This is a genomic window from Blautia sp. 1033sp1_1033st1_G9_1033SCRN_220408, assembly GCF_040929965.1.
GTDB classification, from domain to species: Bacteria; Bacillota; Clostridia; order Lachnospirales; family Lachnospiraceae; genus Blautia_A; species Blautia_A ammoniilytica.
Genome location: NZ_JBFKZO010000024.1, coordinates 19,146 through 36,614, shown reverse-complemented (window position 1 = coordinate 36,614; position 17,469 = coordinate 19,146). Strand labels below are relative to the sequence as shown.

Sequence of the window (17,469 nt, the reverse complement as noted above, 5' to 3'; positions counted from 1 at the left end):
TTTTCATTTCATGCTTTAATTACTTATACTTATTTGATATAATAGAACGGATTATAAAGGAGGAATATCATGAACTACGGAAAAAAATCCACTGCACGGAAACGTAATGCTCTCATCTCCCGTTCTTCCATGATGGGACAAAGAGCACATGTTTCACTGATCCGGCTTCTGTTTATGGGTCTGATCACACTCTGTGTAGTAGTTACCTGTGTGGGGATCGGCTCTGTCCGTGGAGTGATCGCAAATGCCCCCGATGTAGAGAATGTAGATATCATGCCCCTTGGCTATGCCACATTCCTGTATGATGATGAAGGGAATCAGATCCGTAAGCTGGCTGCTCCGGATGCCAACAGACTTCCTGTTTCCATCGACCAGATTCCCCTGGATCTGCAGCATGCAGTTGTAGCCATAGAGGATGAGCGTTTTTACGAGCATAATGGTATTGATGTGCGAGGCATCCTGCGTGCAGCCGTAAAGGGTCTTACATCCGGCGGTCATTTTTCAGAGGGTGCCAGTACCATTACCCAGCAGCTTCTTAAGAATAACGTATTTACCAACTGGACAAATGAGTCTACCCAAATCGAGCGTATTACCCGTAAGCTTCAGGAGCAGTACCTGGCAGTTCAGATTGAGGAAAAGATCGGTGATAAGAATGTGATCCTTGAGAACTATCTGAACACCATCAACCTTGGTGCAGGTGCTTATGGAGTACAGGCAGCATCCCGTCAGTATTTTAACAAAGATGTATGGGATCTGAATCTTTCAGAATGTGCTACTTTGGCAGGTATTACCCAGGCTCCTACCAAATACAATCCTATCAGCAACCCCAAGGAAAATGCCAAAAGGCGTAAGGAAGTCCTTCAGCATATGCTGGATCAGGAATATATCGACCAGGCACAGTATGACGAAGCACTGAATGATGATGTGTATTCCAGGATCCAGGCTGCACAAGCTGAGCAGACCCAGACAGACAGTAATATTTATTCTTACTTTGAGGATGCCCTGAACCAGCAGATCATCAATGACTTGATGAATATCAAAGGATATACCAAGACTCAGGCACAGAATATGCTGTACAGCGGTGGTCTGAAGGTTATGACCACACAGAGTCCTTCCATCCAGAAGATCCTTGATGAAGAATATGCTGGCCCTAGTAATTATCCGGATTATGTCCAGTATGCACTTGACTATGCACTTACTGTGAAGACTCCTGCCGGTGAGCAGGTAAACTACAGCAAAGAGATGATGAAGCTTTATTTCCAGAACGAGGATCCTTCCTTTGACCTGCTGTTTGATTCACAGGAAGAAGGACAGACCTATGTGGATCGCTATAAGGCAGACATCCTTTCCGATGGCAGCCAGGTAGTAGCAGAGCGTGTGAATTTCGCACCACAGCCCCAGTCCTCCATGACCGTTATCGACCAGCATACCGGCTATGTAAAGGCTATGATCGGAGGCCGTGGTGAGAAGACAGCCAGCCTGACCATGAACCGTGCCACAGATTCTACCCGTCAGCCTGGTTCTACCTTTAAGATTGTTTCCACTTATGCCCCAGCCTTGAATGAGCTTGGCATGTCCCTGGCAACTACCTTTGAGGATGAGCCTTACAATTACCCAAGCGGACAACCGGTAAAGAATGCAAGTGGTTCCTACAGCGGTACAACTACTATCCGTACTGCGATCCGTAACTCCATCAATGTTGTGGCTGTCAAATGCCTGGAGCAGGTAACTCCAGAACTTGGCCTGCAATACCTGGACAACTTTGGATTCTCCACTCTGGCTCATGGAACAGAAGCAGACACAGATGCCAATGGCAATGTTTACACAGATGCCAATCTCCCAATGGCACTTGGAGGACTTACCTATGGTATTACCAACATCGACCTGTGTGCAGCATACGCTACCATTGCCAACAGCGGCAATTATATCAAACCTGTTTATTACACCAAGATCCTTGATCACAATGGCAATGTACTGATTGAGAATACATCTGCTGAGAAGTCTGTGATCAAAGAAAGCACCGCTTTCCTTCTTACAAGTGCTATGGAGGATGTAGTGCAGCAAGGTACAGGTACTGCATGTCAGCTGGATAATATGGCAGTTGCAGGTAAGACTGGTACTACCGACCAGTACAATGACCTTTGGTTTGCAGGATTTACGCCATATTATACATGTGTTGTATGGTCCGGCTACGATGATAATCAGAAGATCCCGGATGATGCCCGTAACTTCCACAAGAACTTATGGAGAAAGGTTATGTCCAGGATCCATGAAGGATTGGAGTACCGTGACTTCCAGCAGCCATCAAGCGTTGAGAAAATCAGCATTTGTTCTGAGACAGGTCTTCTGCCGCGTACAGGATGCCCGGTTATTGAAGAGTATTTTGACGTTGGCACTGTGCCTACAGAATATTGCGACCAGCACTTCTATGAAGTTCCTGATGAAGAAACAGAGGGAGAACTGGTTCTGGATCCGGATCTTACACAGACTCCGGATGATCCCAACAATCCTGGCACTCCGGAAGAGCCTGTGATTCCGGACAATCCGGATAATACCGGTGGCGATGGTACCGGCGGTGATGGTACCGGTGGTGATGGTACCGGCGGCGATAATACCGGTGGTGATAATACCGGCGGCGATGGCACTGGTGGTGATGGTACCGGAGGCGATTACACCGGTGGCGATAATACCGGTGGCGAAGGTACGGATGATATTGTTTACTACTAACTTTCACCATAAGAGGGACTGTGGGTGAATACCAGCTTTCCACATCCTCAGTGATAAATAAAAAGATCCCTGCAAGGACAAAACTTTTTAGCCTTTTTCCTTGCATGGGATCTTTTTTTATAAGAAATTGTATTGCCTTAATGATATTTATGCATCCGTACATAATAGCTGATGCATAGGATCACAGTGGCTCCGCTCCATGCTGTAACTTCCGCAAAGAAAACACCGTCCCTTCCAATAAAATGAGGAAGAATCAGTGCAGCACTGATACGCATTGCAAATTCAGTCATACCACTTACCATAGGCATTAACGTATCTCCTAGTCCCTGAAGCGCAGATCTGTATACATACAGGAAGTACAAAACCCAAAGCATGGTAGCCATAATAGAAAGGTATTTAAAAGCAATTGCCAATACTTCCTGTGTCTGCTGTGGTTCACCTGAGATGAAAAGTGAAAGAATACTTTTTCCAAAGAAAAACATGGCAGTGGAAATGATCAGTGATGTAAGCAGGGAAAGCAGCATACTGCAGCGGACACCTTTCCGGATCCTGTCGATCCTTCCGGCTCCCAGATTCTGACCCACATAAGTAACAATGGCATATCCATAGGAAATAGCTGCCATTTCCAACAAGCCATAAAGCTTGTTTGTAGCTGTAAATCCAGCCACAAAAAGAAAGCCATAACTATTGATCACATACTGGACTGCCAGACCGCCTATGCCGATGATAACATTCTGGAATACAACAGGAATACCAAGCTTCATCAGACATGCGTTCATACCGGAGGCAGGCATAAAATCTGCTCTGGACAGATGGACAATATCAATTTTGCGTAAAATCAAAAAACAATAAACCGCAGAAAAACTTTGTGCGATCACAGTTGCGATTGCTGCTCCTGCAACACCCCATCCAAAGCCTGCCACAAACAGGATGTCCAGTACGACATTCAGTACAGATGCAATGATCATTGCAGTCAGTGGTGTTTTACTGTTTCCCATAGCCCTTAAAGCAGAGGCAAACATATTATAGGCTGAAGCAGCCGGAATTCCACAGAAAATAATGCGCAGATATAATAATGACATTCCCATAATATTGGAAGGTGTATGCAGCCCTGTTAATACCAGTGAAGCAAAGGACTGGCTGAAAATGAATACTCCCACTGCGCTGAATGCAGTCAGTCGATAACTGTGTGCCAAAGATTTGCGCAGATTTTCATAATCCTTTGCCCCGTAATACTGCGAGAGTTGAATGGAAAATCCCTGGGTGAGTCCGGTAGATACACCTGTGACAACCCACATCAAAAAGTCAACAGCACCCAACGCGGCAAGAGCCTCCACGCCTGCAACCTGACCAACGATCATGGTATCCACCATTGTATAAAGCTGCTGACAGATATTCCCCAGCATCAGGGGAATTGCAAAAAAAATGAGCAACCGTCCCGGCGAACCGGAGGTCATATCCTGGATCTTGGTTTTCATTAGTATAAAATTTCCTTTCCGGAGCATAGTTAAAAAAGATTAAGAATTTTTTTCAAATACACTCTGATATTTACAGTGATAATTTTAACATCATTAATGTGAAAATAAAATATAATATTTATGACTCTGGAACCCATTTGTTTTGATTGAGGCTTTGATTGAAAAAGGATTTCTTGTGCAAATCTCCAAACTGATGTAAAATAAGATTACTCAGTTTGGAGGTCTGATTTTTATGTGGAATGAAATAAAAGATTTCACTGCGCCGGAACTGGATGTTTATGCCAGAACATCGGAAGTACAGCTTTTACGATACTATGAACCAGAATCTGGAATTTTTATTGCAGAAAGTCCGAAAGTGATTGAACGTGCCTTAAATGCAGGATATCAGCCGATTTCTTTTCTGGTAGAGCACAAAGATCTGATAGGAGAGGCGAGGGAAATTCTGGAACAGTATACAAATGTGCCTGTCTATACTGCGAAATATGAACTATTGGTTAGGCTGACCGGATTTGCTCTTACGCGCGGAATGCTCTGCGCAATGCACAGAAATCCACTGCCATCCGTAGAGGAAGTCTGCAGAAACGCCAACCGCATAGCAGTTCTTGAAAATGTTGTAAATCCTACAAATATCGGAGCTATTTTTCGCTCAGCAGCAGCACTCCATATGGATGCAGTACTCTTGACTGGTGGATGCAGTGATCCGCTTTACCGGCGTGCAGCCAGAGTGAGCATGGGCACCGTATTCCAGATCCCCTGGACATACTTTGATAAAAAAAATATATGGCCGCAGGATGGAATGCAGATCCTACAAAAGTTGGGATTCAAAACAGCCGCAATGGCTCTGCGTGACGATTCTGTAGGAATTGATGACAAAGCACTCCGATCAGAAAAAAAATTGGCAGTCATTCTCGGAACTGAGGGCGACGGCCTTACATCACAGACGATTGCAAACAGTGATTATACCGTGAAGATACCAATGTCCCACGGAGTAGATTCCCTGAATGTAGCTGCCGCAAGTGCGGTAGCCTTCTGGGAGCTGGGACACAGATAAAATATGCTCCCTCCTAAGTGACAAGTTGTTATTATTTCACTTGTCCACCTAGAAGGGAGCATATCAATTTCCTGAAAGTCTTTTTTAGTCCTTGATCACCATTCGTGCAGTTCCGTAAATCCCGGCATCATTTCCCAGCGTAGCAAGTACGATCGGTGTATCCTTACATGTTGGGAACGCATACTTCCTGTAATATTTCTGGATACAGTCTATCAGCGGCTGTCCTGCCCTGGAAACTCCTCCGCCGATCACGATGGTCTGTGGATCGATCACACAGCAGAAAATACCAAGCGCCCTGCCCAGTATATCTCCTACTTTTTCCATGATCTGTACAGCCAGTACATCTCCGTCCTTGTATGCATCCAGAACCTGCTTTGCGCTCAGCTTGTCCATATTCTTTCTGAGAACGCTCGGAGCCTGAGTGGAATCAAGTACCCTCTTTGCAACACGGACAATACCGGTTGCTGAAGCATACTGCTCCAGACATCCATGATTACCACAGTTACAGCTTTCTGCTTCCTCGCTGTTCATATTGGCATGTCCCACTTCACCGCCGGCGCCGTGGAAACCAGGTACGATCTTACCATCAACTATAATACCACCGCCAACGCCTGTACCAAGTGTAAGGAGTACTACACTCTTAGCACCCTCTGCAGCACCTTTCCAAGCCTCTCCCAAAGCAGCTACATTGGCATCATTGGCAGCCTTTGCAGGAAGTCCGGTCAATGCACTGATTTCTGCTGCAACAGCCTTAAATCCCCAGTGAAGGTTTACCGCAAGGGGAACCTCGCCGTTCTCATTCACAGGTCCCGGGATTCCGATACCAACACCATCAATATCGCCTTTTTCAATTCCACGTTCTTTGATCTTATCCTCAATAGTCTTTGCTATATCTGGAAGGATCGCAGCTCCTTCATTTTCCGTACGGGTAGGAATCTCCCATTTTTCTACCAGTGTTCCATCAGTAAGAAACAATCCACATTTGACAGATGTTCCTCCCACATCAATACCAAAACAATAAACTCCCATAACCTTTTCCTTTCCATTACCTTTTTATTATTTAACACTTTTTATCAGACATCCCTTTTCTTCGCTATATTGGCCTGCACACGCTTATACAGCTCTTCCGCAGCATTGTAGCCCATCTTCTTCTGTCTGTGGTTGACTGCAGCTGCTTCAACGATCACTGCCAGATTACGGCCCGGACGTATGGGCAGAGAATGGCATACAATCTTATTCCCCAAATATTCTGTATATTCCTCATGAAGTCCCAGTCGGTCATATTCTTTGTCCTTATCCCACTCTTCCAGACGGATCACCAGGTCTACAGACTGTGTATTCTTAACACTTTCCACACCAAAAAGGGTCTTTACATCAATGATACCGATCCCTCGAAGCTCAATAAAATGCCTGGTAATATCCGGTGCAGAGCCTACCAAGGTTACATCGCTGACCTTACGCAGTTCTACTACATCATCACTTACAAGACGATGACCTCGCTTGATCAATTCCAGTGCAGCCTCACTCTTGCCGATCCCGCTTTCGCCTGTGATCAGAACACCCTCACCATATACATCCACCAACACTCCGTGAATAGAAATGCAGGGAGCAAGCTGTACACCAAGCCAGCGGATGATCTCAGCCATAAAGCTGGAGGTACTTCTCTCTGTTACAAAAGTAGGCACATTATACTTATATGCCAGGTCGATCATATCCTGAGACGGTCTTGTCATGGTACTAAATACAACACAGGGAATCTTGCTGGAAATAAAGCGCTCATACTTGAACTGTCTCTCTTCATCATTCAGCTGCATCAAATAGGTATACTCTACATATCCGATAATCTGCACCCGCTCATTTGCAAAATGCTCCAGGTATCCTGTAAGCTGAAGAGCAGGACGGTTAATCTCAGCTGTTTTAATATAAATATCTGTAAAATCAATATCTGGCGTCAGATTTGTCAGATTCAGCTCCTGAGCCATTTTTGTCAACTGCACACCTTTCATGGTCTATCTCCTCGCTTTTAGAAATATTCGTTCTTATTATAACACGCGTTGAAAATAATTTATATATTTTTTCCTTTTTTGTGAAAAAAATCATAAACCTGGCTGGCACTTTTCATATTCATGGTTTCCGTAGATGCCAATTCTTCCACTGAAGCTTCCTGGATCTTCTCTAGGGACTTAAATTTACGCATCAGGGCTTTTCTTCTGGCATCTCCGATCCCCGGAATATCATCCAACACAGAATGTACCTGCTCCTTGCTTCGCAGGGAACGATGAAATTCGATGGCAAATCTGTGTGCTTCATCCTGGATCCTGGTGATCAGATGAAAGCCTTCGCTGCTGGTGTCGATGGGGATCTCCACATTATTGTAATACAGTCCCCTGGTCCTGTGGTTATCATCTTTTACCATACCGCATACCGGAATATCCATTCCCAGATTTTCCAACACCTTCAAAGCGATATTTACCTGTCCTCTTCCGCCGTCCATCAGAATCAGATCCGGAAGTCTGGAAAAGCTGTCAAATTCTCCCTTGCTTTCATGAGTAAAACGCCTTGTAAGCACTTCTTCCATGCTGGCATAGTCATTAGGACCCTGCACCCATTTAATCTTAAATTTACGGTAATCTGACCGTTTTGGTCGTCCCTTCTCATAGACCACCATGGAACCAACCGACTCAAAGCCACTGATATTGGAAATATCATAAGCCTCCATACGCACAAGATCTTTCAGGTTCAGCCAGTTCTCTACTTCCTTTACAGCTCCAATGGTTCTGCCCTCTTCCCTTTTTATTCGTTCTCTGTCCTTTGCCAGAACCATTCTTGCATTTTCCAGTGCCAATTCCACCAGCTTTTCTTTCGTTCCTTTTACAGGTACACGGATATGCACCTTCTGACCTCTGCGCCCGGACAGCCACTCTTCGATCACCTGCCTGTCCTCAATGTCTTTCTGCAGCATGATCTCCTTTGGAATAAAAGGCGTTCCTGCATAAAACTGCTTCAGAAAGCTGGACAATACCTGCTCTGCATTATCTCCTCTTGCCACCCGCAGAAAGAAGTGATCCCTTCCGATCAGCTTGCCGCTTCGCATGAAAAACACCTGCACTACTGCATCCTGTTCTCTCAGATCAAGGCTTTCATCCATAGAAACTGCAATAATATCTTTGTCCTCTTCTCCGTAAGTTGTAATCTTCTGGCGTTCACCAATCTTACGTATGCTCTGTATCAGATCTCTGTATCCTGCCGCATCCTCAAACCGCATTTCTTCTGATGCCGTCTCCATTTTATGGGTAAGCTGATGGATTGTTTCCTGAAAATCCCCATTCAGAAACTTCAGTACCTGATCAATATTCTTTTTATACTCCTGCTGGCTTACATTGCCCTGACAGGGTGCCATACATTGCTCCATATGATAATACAGGCAGGGACGATCATTATAGTTTTCTTTAGGAATGTTTCTGTTACAGGAACGCACCTTATACAGCTTTCTTACAAGCTCGATCACATCTTTTACAGCCCCTGCACTTGTATAGGGGCCAAAATATCTTGCCTTATCCTTTTTCATGGTTCTGGAAAACAGAACTCTCGGATAGGGTTCCTGAACGGTTACTTTAATAAAAGGATATGTTTTATCATCCTTCAGCATTGTATTATATTTAGGTCTGTGTTCCTTGATCAGATTACATTCCAGTACAAGGGCTTCCAGCTCTGAGTCTGTGATAATATACTCAAACCTGGTAATGTGTGTCACCATCTGCTCGATCTTTGCCCCTTTATTCCTGCTGCTCTGAAAATACTGGCGCACTCTGTTTTTCAGGCTGACCGCCTTTCCAACATAAATGATCTCATCCTTTTCCCCATGCATAATATAGACGCCAGGCTTTCCAGGCAATTTTTTCAGTTCCTCTTCGATCAAAAACATATTATGGATCCTTTCGCCGTCATATCAAGAATGCCTCGGCATTCTTGCTGCGAGGTGCGCGTCATGCAATTGCATGACATACTTCTCCTGCGCACCTCTGCAATCCTGCCAGAGGCTATATCAGCTGGGGGATTGACTCCCAGCTGATATAAGAGCCGGGATACCTGCTTCAAGCTGTATTCCCGGCTCCATTTCACATCTGTTATTCTTCTGTTGGCTCTGCCTGAGCAGGCTCTTTGTCCTCCAGTTGGTTAAGATCCAGCTCATCCAGATTCTCCGGCACATCCATTCCCTTTTCTACAGCCCGGAAGATCTTCATAAATTCCTTACCGGTAATCGTTTCTTTGCGGATCAGATAATCAGCGATCTTGTCCAATGCTTTTCTGTGTCCGCTCAGCAATGTCTTTGCCTCTTCATAAGAGCGATGCATCAATGCCATCACCTCATGGTCCACTTCTGTAGCAGTGTCATCTCCGCAATTCAGCACAGCACGACCGGTAAGGTACCTGTCCTCCTGTGTGGCAAGTCCCATCAGACCAAACTTCTCGGACATACCATACTGGGTGATCATTGCTCTTGCAACCTTAGTCGCCTGTTCAATATCATTAGATGCTCCTGTAGTCACAGTATCAAAGACAATCTCCTCAGCGGCACGGCCGCCAAGATAGCCTACCAGCATAGCTTCCAGTTCTTTCTTAGTATTCAGGTATTTCTCTTCTTCAGGCACCTGCATAACATATCCAAGTGCTCCCATTGTACGCGGCACAATGGTGATCTTCTGCACAGGCTCTGCGTCTTTTTGCAGAGCACTTACAAGAGCATGCCCTACTTCATGATAAGATACGATCTTGCGCTCCTGCGGGCTCAAAATGCGGTCTTTCTTTTCTTTTCCCACAAGAACCACTTCTACAGACTCCAGCAGATCCTTCTGGGATACAGCTTTTCGGCCATTCTTAACTGCAAGGATCGCAGCTTCATTTACCATATTGGCAAGGTCGGATCCAACAGCTCCTGAAGTAGCCAGTGCAATAGCATCAAAATCAACCGTATCATCCAGCAGTACATTCTTTGCATGTACCTTCAGAATATCTACACGGCCCTTCAGATCCGGCCGGTCTACAATCACTCGGCGGTCAAACCTGCCAGGACGAAGCAGTGCAGGATCCAAAACTTCCGGACGGTTAGTAGCCGCCAGGATCAGCAGCCCTTTAGATGTATCAAAGCCATCCATCTCAGCCAACAGCTGATTCAGTGTCTGCTCACGCTCATCATTGCCTCCGCCATAATGGGAATCCCTGCTTTTTCCGATGGCATCAATCTCATCGATAAATACAATACATGGTGCATTCTTCTTCGCTTCTTCGAAAAGATCCCTTACACGGGAAGCACCTACACCAACAAACATTTCCACAAACTCTGATCCTGACAATGAGAAAAACGGTACATGCGCCTCTCCTGCAACAGCTTTTGCCAGAAGTGTCTTTCCTGTTCCGGGAGGTCCTACAAGGAGTGCTCCTTTGGGAAGCTTAGCGCCAATCTCTGTATATTTCCCGGGATTATGAAGAAAATCAACTACTTCCTGAAGGGATTCCTTTGCCTCATCCTGTCCAGCAACATCTTTAAAAGTAATCCCTGTTTCTTTCTGTACATAAGCCTTGGCTCTGCTTTTGCCCACTCCCATCATACCGCCGCCTTTATTCATACGGCGCATAAAGAACATCAAAAGCACAAATAAAAGCAGTGTAGGAAGAAGCACAGAAAGCATCATAGACATAAATTCGCCAAATGCATCCGGCGGTTCAGACTTGAAAATAATACCTGTACCCTCCAGGCGCTTAGTAAGAGCTGTCTCATCCTCTACCTGATTCGTATAATAGGTGATCTCTGAATAGGGACTTGTCTGCTTCTTCGGCACAATCGTCAATGTATCAGACTGAAGGGTAACTTCCTTAACCTGATCCTTTTCCACCATATCAATAAATTTGTCATATGTGATCTCGCTGGAATGATCCTGAAGCATATTGGTAAAAAGACTTAAGCATACAAATGTAACTAAAAGACAGATCAGAAAAGCCAGAATTGACTGATGATTTTTATTGGGTCCCTGCTTCCTGGGATCCCTGTTATCAGGACGCTTGCCATTGGGGTTATTGTCCAAATTATTATTCATTTTGTTCCTCCTCTTGTATCCTTTTTATTATAAAGAGAAATCCAGGATAAATCAACTGCCAGATTATGAAAATACTCTGATTTTTTCTCTCATCTTTTTTCACAAAAAACTAAAAATACTTTCACACAAGCAGGAAATTCTGTAGTATACTGATAGAATGATTCTTATAGATGATGGAGAGGAAATGACAAATGAAAATCGGCTTTGATAATGAAAAATATCTTACAATGCAGTCCGAACATATCCGGGAACGTATTGGCAAATTCGGAAACAAACTATACCTTGAATTCGGTGGTAAGCTTTTTGATGATTATCATGCTTCCAGAGTTCTTCCAGGATTCGAGCCTGACAGCAAGCTCAGGATGCTGATGCAGCTCTCTGATCAGGCAGAGATCGTTATCGTCATCAGTGCTGCCGATATTGACAAGAATAAAGTCCGTGGTGATCTTGGCATCACTTATGATGTGGATGTTCTCCGTCTAATCGACGCATTCACAAGCAGAGGCCTGTATGTAGGAAGTGTATGCATTACCCGCTACGCAGGACAGGAGAGTGCAAACGCATTCAAAAAACGTCTGGAGAAAATGGGGATCCCTGTTTATCTTCATTATTCAATCCCAGGCTACCCAAGTAATACAGCATTGATCGTCAGCGATGACGGTTATGGCAAGAACGATTATATCAAGACAAGCAGACCACTGGTGGTGATCACTGCTCCCGGACCCGGAAGCGGTAAAATGGCTACCTGCCTTTCTCAGCTTTACCATGAATACAAACGGGGTGTTGCTGCCGGTTACGCAAAGTTCGAGACTTTCCCAATCTGGAATATTCCTTTGAAGCATCCGGTTAACTTAGCCTATGAAGCAGCTACTGCTGACTTAAATGATGTAAATATGATCGACCCATTCCACCTGGAAGCTTATGGACAGACTACAGTCAACTATAATCGTGATGTGGAGATCTTTCCGGTTCTTCAGGCTATGTTCGAGAAGATCATTGGCAAATGCCCTTACAAATCCCCTACGGATATGGGAGTAAATATGGCAGGCAACTGTATTATTGACGACGAAGTCTGCCAAGAGGCCTCCAGACAAGAAATCATCCGTCGTTACTATAAGAGCATGCAGGCCCTAGTTTCCGGCACTGGTAAGGAGGATGAAGTTTATAAGATTGAACTTCTCCTGAAACAGGCGCACGCTTCCCTTGAAGACCGCAAGGTAGTACCTGCCAGCCTGAAACGCGAACAGGAGACTGGTGGTCCGGCTGCTGCCATGGAGCTGGAAGACGGCAGGATCATTACAGGCAAGACTTCCGACCTGCTTGGTGCTTCTTCTGCTCTGCTTTTAAATGTACTAAAAGAGCTGGCTGGCATTGATCACGAAAAGCATGTGATCTCCCCAGATGCCATCCGCCCCATTCAGGTATTAAAAACAAATTATCTTGGCAGCAAGAATCCCCGTCTGCATATGGACGAGACTATGATTGCATTATCCATCAGTGCTGCTACCAATCCGGATGCCAGGCTTGCCCTTGAACAGCTTCCCAAGCTTTCCGGATGCCAGGCGCATACTTCTGTAATGCTGTCTTCTGTAGATATTGAAGCTTTCCGCAAGCTGGGCATTGCACTTACCTGTGAACCCAAATTTGAGAAAGAAAAGAAATACCAGTAAGCGGTTTTCTGGTTTTTGCAAAAAAACACCGGTCAATTTCTGACCGGTGCTTTTTATGTCAATATCTTAATCTTCGTATCCGTTAGGATTATTGGACTGCCATCTCCAGGAGTCTTCACACATCTCCCTGATTCCATTTTCAGCTTCCCAGCCAAGTTCTTCCTTTGCCTTGGTTGCATCTGAATAACATGTTGCAATATCTCCAGGACGTCTTGGAGTGATCACATATGGGATCTTTACGCCTGTAGCAGCCTCAAAGTTCTTTACAATGTCAAGAACGCTGTAGCCTTTTCCTGTACCAAGATTATAAATACTCAGACCGGAATTGTCTTCCAGCTTCTTCAGTGCTTTCACATGACCCTTTGCAAGATCTACTACATGAATATAATCTCTCACTCCAGTTCCATCTGGAGTATCATAATCGTTTCCGAATACTCTCAGTTCTTTCAATTTTCCAACAGCAACCTGTGTAATGTAAGGCATCAGATTGTTGGGGATACCATTCGGATTCTCACCGATGGTGCCGCTCTTATGGGCTCCGATAGGATTAAAGTACCGGAGAAGAACTACATTCCACTGTGGATCTGCTTTCTGGATATCTGTCAGGATCTGCTCCAGCATTGACTTTGTCCAGCCATATGGATTGGTGCACTGTCCTTTTGGGCATTCCTCAGTGATGGGGATCTGAGCTGGATCTCCATAAACAGTTGCAGAGGAGGAAAAGATGATATTCTTTGCATCATGCTTTCTCATCACATCCAGAAGTGTGAGAGTCCCTGAAATATTATTCTCATAATACTCCCACGGCTTAGCAACTGACTCTCCAACAGCTTTCAGTCCGGCAAAATGGATACAGGAATCAATATCCTCTTTGTTAAAAATCTCCTCCAGAGCATTCCTGTCACGAATATCTGCCTCATAAAATTTCACCGGCTTACCGGTAATCTTCTCTACACGTTTCAGAGATTTCTCACTGGCATTGCTTAAATTATCAAGTACAACTACATCATATCCTGCATTCTGCAGTTCAACAACTGTATGACTTCCAATGTAACCTGCACCACCTGTAACTAAAATAGCCATAATTACCTCCTTTATTATACTACCTCTTTTGCATTATGTATCTGGTGTGGACATGCCACACAGAATATACCAAATGCCCCAATTAACTGTCCTTTTGTATATTCCTGACACATCATACCACTATTTATATGTATCTACAATGTTTTTTACATGAATATTACATAATAACCGTACCAAAAGATCATTTCCACAAATGTGCCGGATATACACCCTGGTCTTTCAAGTTCTGTATCGCAGCCATTACCATAGGCTTATCCTCTTTGTAAGTCACACCAAACCATTTGTCCTGAGACTTTTCTACTGCAACAGTAGCACGTCCTTCTTTTAAAAGCTCATCTACCACAAATGGCAGGAAGTATTCGCACTTCAAAGGATTTTTCTCCAGATTTTCTTCAAGAAAAGCTGAAAATCGGCTTTGTAATTCCCCAAGAATGCTCTCCGAAAATCCCCACATATTCATGGATACAGTGGCATCACCCAAAATAGGGATCCAGGTCTTCCCTTCATCCTCTGTATATGCGGCCCCATTCCCTCTTTTTTCAATATGGGTACGCTCATGAATATCTGCCAGATAACCCTGTGCATCCATCTCGCATACACCTCTTGCCACGTGTCCATTATCCGTCAGTGTATTTTCCAGTCTATAGCCAACCATCATATACCTGTATATACCCTCTTCATCCTGATGTGTTGTAAGATAGTCATATGCCACCTGGAACGCATGGCTTCCATAAAAATCATCAGCATTGATCACTACAAAGGGGCCATCAATCTCACCCATACAGCTCATGATCGCATGTCCAGTTCCCCAGGGCTTTACTCTCCCCTCTGGAACCACATACCCCTCCGGCAGATTCGTCAGTTCCTGAAAAACATAAGAAACCTTGATTTTTTCACTGAGTCTGTCTCCAATGGCAGCTCTGAAATCCTGTTCATTTTCTTTTTTTATAATAAAAACCACTTTTTCAAAGCCAGCTTTTACAGCATCAAAAATAGAAAAGTCCATAATAATATGTCCTTCCTTATCTACCGGATCGATCTGCTTCAATCCGCCGTATCTGCTTCCCATTCCTGCTGCCATTACCACTAATACCGGTTTTTTCATTTTATGCAACCTCCTGCATTTGAAATCATTTTGAAATAGCTGCTCTGATATGCAACATTTAGATTATACCATATTGCAAAAAAAACTGCCAGATATCAACTTCTAAAGACACTAATCACCATTGCCTGTCATCCCCGGTGAAATACAAAACAGCGGTGAAACATTATTCTGTGTTTCGCCGCTGCTCTTTCACTCATATTTGATCACTTATCCTGGGAAAACAAGATTTCCATAGTTGTTCCTTTTCCCAGATCACTGTCCACGGTAACCTTGGCATGATGGATCAATGCTCCGTGTTTTACGATGGAAAGACCAAGCCCTGTGCCTCCGGTTTCCCTGGAGTGGCTTTTGTCCACCCGATAAAATCTTTCAAAGATCCGCCCCTGCTCTGCCTTAGGGATCCCTATCCCGTTATCTTCTACTCGGTAAAAAGTCCTGCCTTTTTTCTTGCCTGCGCTTATGTGAACCTGTCCGCCGTCTGGCGTATATCTTACTGCATTATCTGCAATATTATACAACATCTCATACAGGACCTGACGAACTCCCTGCACATAGCAGGATTCTCCTGAAAAGGTAAGCTGGATATGTTTTTTCTCTGCCTGCTGACGCAGATTGCACTGCACATCCTTGGCCAGTTCATACAGATCTACCCTTTCAAATGCCATGCTGCTTTCTCCTTCATCCAGCCTGGACAACTGGATAATATCTGCCACAAGACTGCTTAGCCTGGTGGCTTCATGATAAATCCTTCCGGAAAAATCAGTTACTTTCTCTGCCGGAACCATTCCGTTCATCATCAGCTCCGCATATCCGGAAATAGACATCAGCGGTGTTTTCAGCTCATGAGATACATTAGCAGAAAATTCCTGCCGCATAGCCTGTGCACTTTTCAGTTCTTCCATCTGTTTGGACAGCTGCCTGTTCTGTTCATCCACGCGTACCAGAAGAGGACGCAGTTCTTCATAACACACATTCTTCAGCGGATGCTCCAGATCAAGATTATTGATAGGCTTGATCATCTTATCTGTCTGTTTCTGAACTAATATAAACTCAACAAGGATAATACATACCATCAGAAGTCCAAGTAAAGTAAAGCTGGACATTAAGGTATGGAAAACACTGTCTGTGGTTCTTGCTATACGCAGAACCTTTCCATCAGAAAGCCGCACCGCATAATAGTAGGTCTGTTTGGAAAGTGTTTCTGAATAGCGGACGCTCTCACCAGAACCTTCTTTCATTGCCTGGATAAATTCCGGACGGTTGCTGTGATTTTTCATTTCCGCAGGATCTGCTTCATTATCCAGAAGTACATTGCCATCCTTATCTGTCAAAGTGATCCTGCTTGTGGTCATATTTTCAATTTTGTCGGTAAAATCCTCATTGCCAAAAGCTTCGATCCCGGACTTGATGTATTCAGCCTCATTGCGCACCCCATCCTTCATGTTTGAATTGACTTTATTATACATCACACCACATGCTGCCCCAAACGTAAGAAGAACTGTGAGCACTATAATAAAACTGGTATGACTTAAAATCCTCTGTTTCATCCCATTTCCCCTCGCTTGCTCTTTATTTGTCGATCCTATAGCCTACCCCTCTGACGGTTTCCACCATATTTCCTGCTTCTCCCAGTTTCTGCCGCAAGCTTCGCACATGTACATCCACAGTCCTGGTCTCTCCCTCAAATTCATATCCCCAAACTTGACACAGAATCTGATTTCTGGACATTACAAGTCCCCGGTTTTCCACAAGATATACCAGCAGTTCAAATTCTTTTCTGGTAAGCTCGATCTTTTCATCCTTACAGAATACTTCATGTCGTCCCACAAGAATACGCAGATCTCCACATTTCAGTTCTTTGTCTGTATTGCTGTTTCTGTTGGTACGACGAAGCACAGCCTTGATCCTGGCTACAAACTCCATCATTCCAAAAGGCTTGGTAATATAATCATCAGCGCCGGCTTCCAGCCCCTTTACCTTATCATATTCAGCATCCTTAGCGGTTACCATGATGATGGGAATGTCCCTGGTGTTTTCATCCTTTTTCAACTTTTCAAGAATAGAATACCCGTCCTCTCCGGGAAGCATCAGATCCAAAAGGATCATGTCCGGTATCTGTTCTTTTAATGCTGCCCACAGACCTTTCCCGTCAGCAAAGCCTTTTGCCTTAAAGCCGGTTGCTTCCAGCGTATATACAAGAAGCTCCCGGATATTACTTTCATCTTCAACGCAATAGATCCACTTATCCATATATTTTGCT

At 44.4% G+C, this 17,469-nt stretch carries 12 protein-coding genes; 3 read left to right on the top strand and 9 right to left on the bottom strand.

Features of this window, described 5'->3' with window-relative positions; translation table 11 throughout:
* The first annotated feature begins 69 nt into the window (after positions 1-69).
* Positions 70-2,727 carry a transglycosylase domain-containing protein gene (locus AB5916_RS14710; RefSeq protein ID WP_368191574.1) on the top strand — a complete coding sequence of 886 codons (2,658 nt, stop codon included), beginning with the start codon at positions 70-72 and terminating at the stop codon, positions 2,725-2,727.
* Positions 2,728-2,864: 137 nt separating this feature from the next.
* Here the strand turns inward: AB5916_RS14710 and AB5916_RS14705 are convergent, their stop codons facing one another.
* Positions 2,865-4,205 carry an MATE family efflux transporter gene (locus AB5916_RS14705; RefSeq protein ID WP_368191573.1) on the bottom strand — a complete coding sequence of 447 codons (1,341 nt, stop codon included), beginning with the start codon at positions 4,203-4,205 and terminating at the stop codon, positions 2,865-2,867.
* Positions 4,206-4,437: 232 nt separating this feature from the next.
* On the opposite strand from AB5916_RS14705, the gene AB5916_RS14700 reads away from it, so the two are divergent.
* On the top strand, positions 4,438-5,256 hold the full coding sequence (locus tag AB5916_RS14700; protein ID WP_173729076.1) for an RNA methyltransferase: 819 nt from the start codon (positions 4,438-4,440) through the stop codon (positions 5,254-5,256).
* Between the two features lie 84 nt (positions 5,257-5,340).
* Here the strand turns inward: AB5916_RS14700 and AB5916_RS14695 are convergent, their stop codons facing one another.
* From AB5916_RS14695 to ftsH, 4 genes are all read right to left on the bottom strand, one after another.
* Positions 5,341-6,285 (bottom strand): ROK family glucokinase, encoded by a 945-nt coding sequence (locus tag AB5916_RS14695; RefSeq protein ID WP_173729077.1) that lies wholly within the window; start codon positions 6,283-6,285, stop codon positions 5,341-5,343.
* Between the two features lie 44 nt (positions 6,286-6,329).
* On the bottom strand, positions 6,330-7,262 hold the full coding sequence (gene hprK, locus AB5916_RS14690; protein WP_173729078.1) for an HPr(Ser) kinase/phosphatase: 933 nt from the start codon (positions 7,260-7,262) through the stop codon (positions 6,330-6,332).
* Positions 7,263-7,321: 59 nt separating this feature from the next.
* Positions 7,322-9,181, bottom strand: coding sequence for an excinuclease ABC subunit UvrC (gene uvrC / locus AB5916_RS14685; protein ID WP_368191572.1), 1,860 nt, complete (start codon positions 9,179-9,181; stop codon positions 7,322-7,324).
* A 202-nt stretch (positions 9,182-9,383) separates the two neighbouring features.
* A complete protein-coding gene (ftsH, locus tag AB5916_RS14680) occupies positions 9,384-11,351 on the bottom strand; it encodes an ATP-dependent zinc metalloprotease FtsH (RefSeq protein WP_368191571.1) in 1,968 nt (655 codons plus the stop codon).
* A 191-nt stretch (positions 11,352-11,542) separates the two neighbouring features.
* Here ftsH and AB5916_RS14675 point away from each other — a divergent pair, with 191 nt between their 5' ends.
* Positions 11,543-13,021 (top strand): DUF1846 domain-containing protein, encoded by a 1,479-nt coding sequence (locus AB5916_RS14675; protein ID WP_173729081.1) that lies wholly within the window; start codon positions 11,543-11,545, stop codon positions 13,019-13,021.
* A 66-nt stretch (positions 13,022-13,087) separates the two neighbouring features.
* On the opposite strand, the gene galE is transcribed toward AB5916_RS14675, so the two are convergent.
* The 4 genes from galE to AB5916_RS14655 form a co-directional block, all read right to left on the bottom strand.
* Positions 13,088-14,104, bottom strand: a complete 1,017-nt coding sequence (gene galE / locus AB5916_RS14670; RefSeq protein WP_158422326.1) for a UDP-glucose 4-epimerase GalE — start codon at positions 14,102-14,104, stop codon at positions 13,088-13,090.
* 181 nt (positions 14,105-14,285) lie between these two features.
* Positions 14,286-15,209, bottom strand: coding sequence for a sugar phosphate nucleotidyltransferase (locus tag AB5916_RS14665; protein ID WP_368191570.1), 924 nt, complete (start codon positions 15,207-15,209; stop codon positions 14,286-14,288).
* Between the two features lie 203 nt (positions 15,210-15,412).
* The gene (locus AB5916_RS14660) at positions 15,413-16,756 is read right to left on the bottom strand and encodes an ATP-binding protein (RefSeq protein ID WP_368191569.1); all 1,344 of its coding nucleotides are present in this window, start codon (positions 16,754-16,756) and stop codon (positions 15,413-15,415) included.
* Between the two features lie 22 nt (positions 16,757-16,778).
* On the bottom strand, positions 16,779-17,459 hold the full coding sequence (locus tag AB5916_RS14655; RefSeq protein WP_368191568.1) for a winged helix-turn-helix domain-containing protein: 681 nt from the start codon (positions 17,457-17,459) through the stop codon (positions 16,779-16,781).
* Positions 17,460-17,469 lie beyond the last annotated feature (10 nt).

What these genes read in the sequence shown, in the direction of transcription:
- AB5916_RS14700 (WP_173729076.1), top strand. Translation starts at nt 4,438, where the DNA reads ATGTGGAATGAAATAAAAGATTTCACTGCGCCGGAACTGGATGTTTAT.
- uvrC (WP_368191572.1), bottom strand. Translation starts at nt 9,181, where the DNA reads ATGTTTTTGATCGAAGAGGAACTGAAAAAATTGCCTGGAAAGCCTGGC.
- hprK (WP_173729078.1), bottom strand. Translation starts at nt 7,262, where the DNA reads ATGAAAGGTGTGCAGTTGACAAAAATGGCTCAGGAGCTGAATCTGACA.
- galE (WP_158422326.1), bottom strand. Translation starts at nt 14,104, where the DNA reads ATGGCTATTTTAGTTACAGGTGGTGCAGGTTACATTGGAAGTCATACA.
- AB5916_RS14710 (WP_368191574.1), top strand. Translation starts at nt 70, where the DNA reads ATGAACTACGGAAAAAAATCCACTGCACGGAAACGTAATGCTCTCATC.
- AB5916_RS14655 (WP_368191568.1), bottom strand. Translation starts at nt 17,459, where the DNA reads ATGGATAAGTGGATCTATTGCGTTGAAGATGAAAGTAATATCCGGGAG.
- AB5916_RS14705 (WP_368191573.1), bottom strand. Translation starts at nt 4,205, where the DNA reads ATGAAAACCAAGATCCAGGATATGACCTCCGGTTCGCCGGGACGGTTG.
- AB5916_RS14675 (WP_173729081.1), top strand. Translation starts at nt 11,543, where the DNA reads ATGAAAATCGGCTTTGATAATGAAAAATATCTTACAATGCAGTCCGAA.
- AB5916_RS14695 (WP_173729077.1), bottom strand. Translation starts at nt 6,285, where the DNA reads ATGGGAGTTTATTGTTTTGGTATTGATGTGGGAGGAACATCTGTCAAA.
- AB5916_RS14665 (WP_368191570.1), bottom strand. Translation starts at nt 15,209, where the DNA reads ATGAAAAAACCGGTATTAGTGGTAATGGCAGCAGGAATGGGAAGCAGA.
- AB5916_RS14660 (WP_368191569.1), bottom strand. Translation starts at nt 16,756, where the DNA reads ATGAAACAGAGGATTTTAAGTCATACCAGTTTTATTATAGTGCTCACA.
- ftsH (WP_368191571.1), bottom strand. Translation starts at nt 11,351, where the DNA reads ATGAATAATAATTTGGACAATAACCCCAATGGCAAGCGTCCTGATAAC.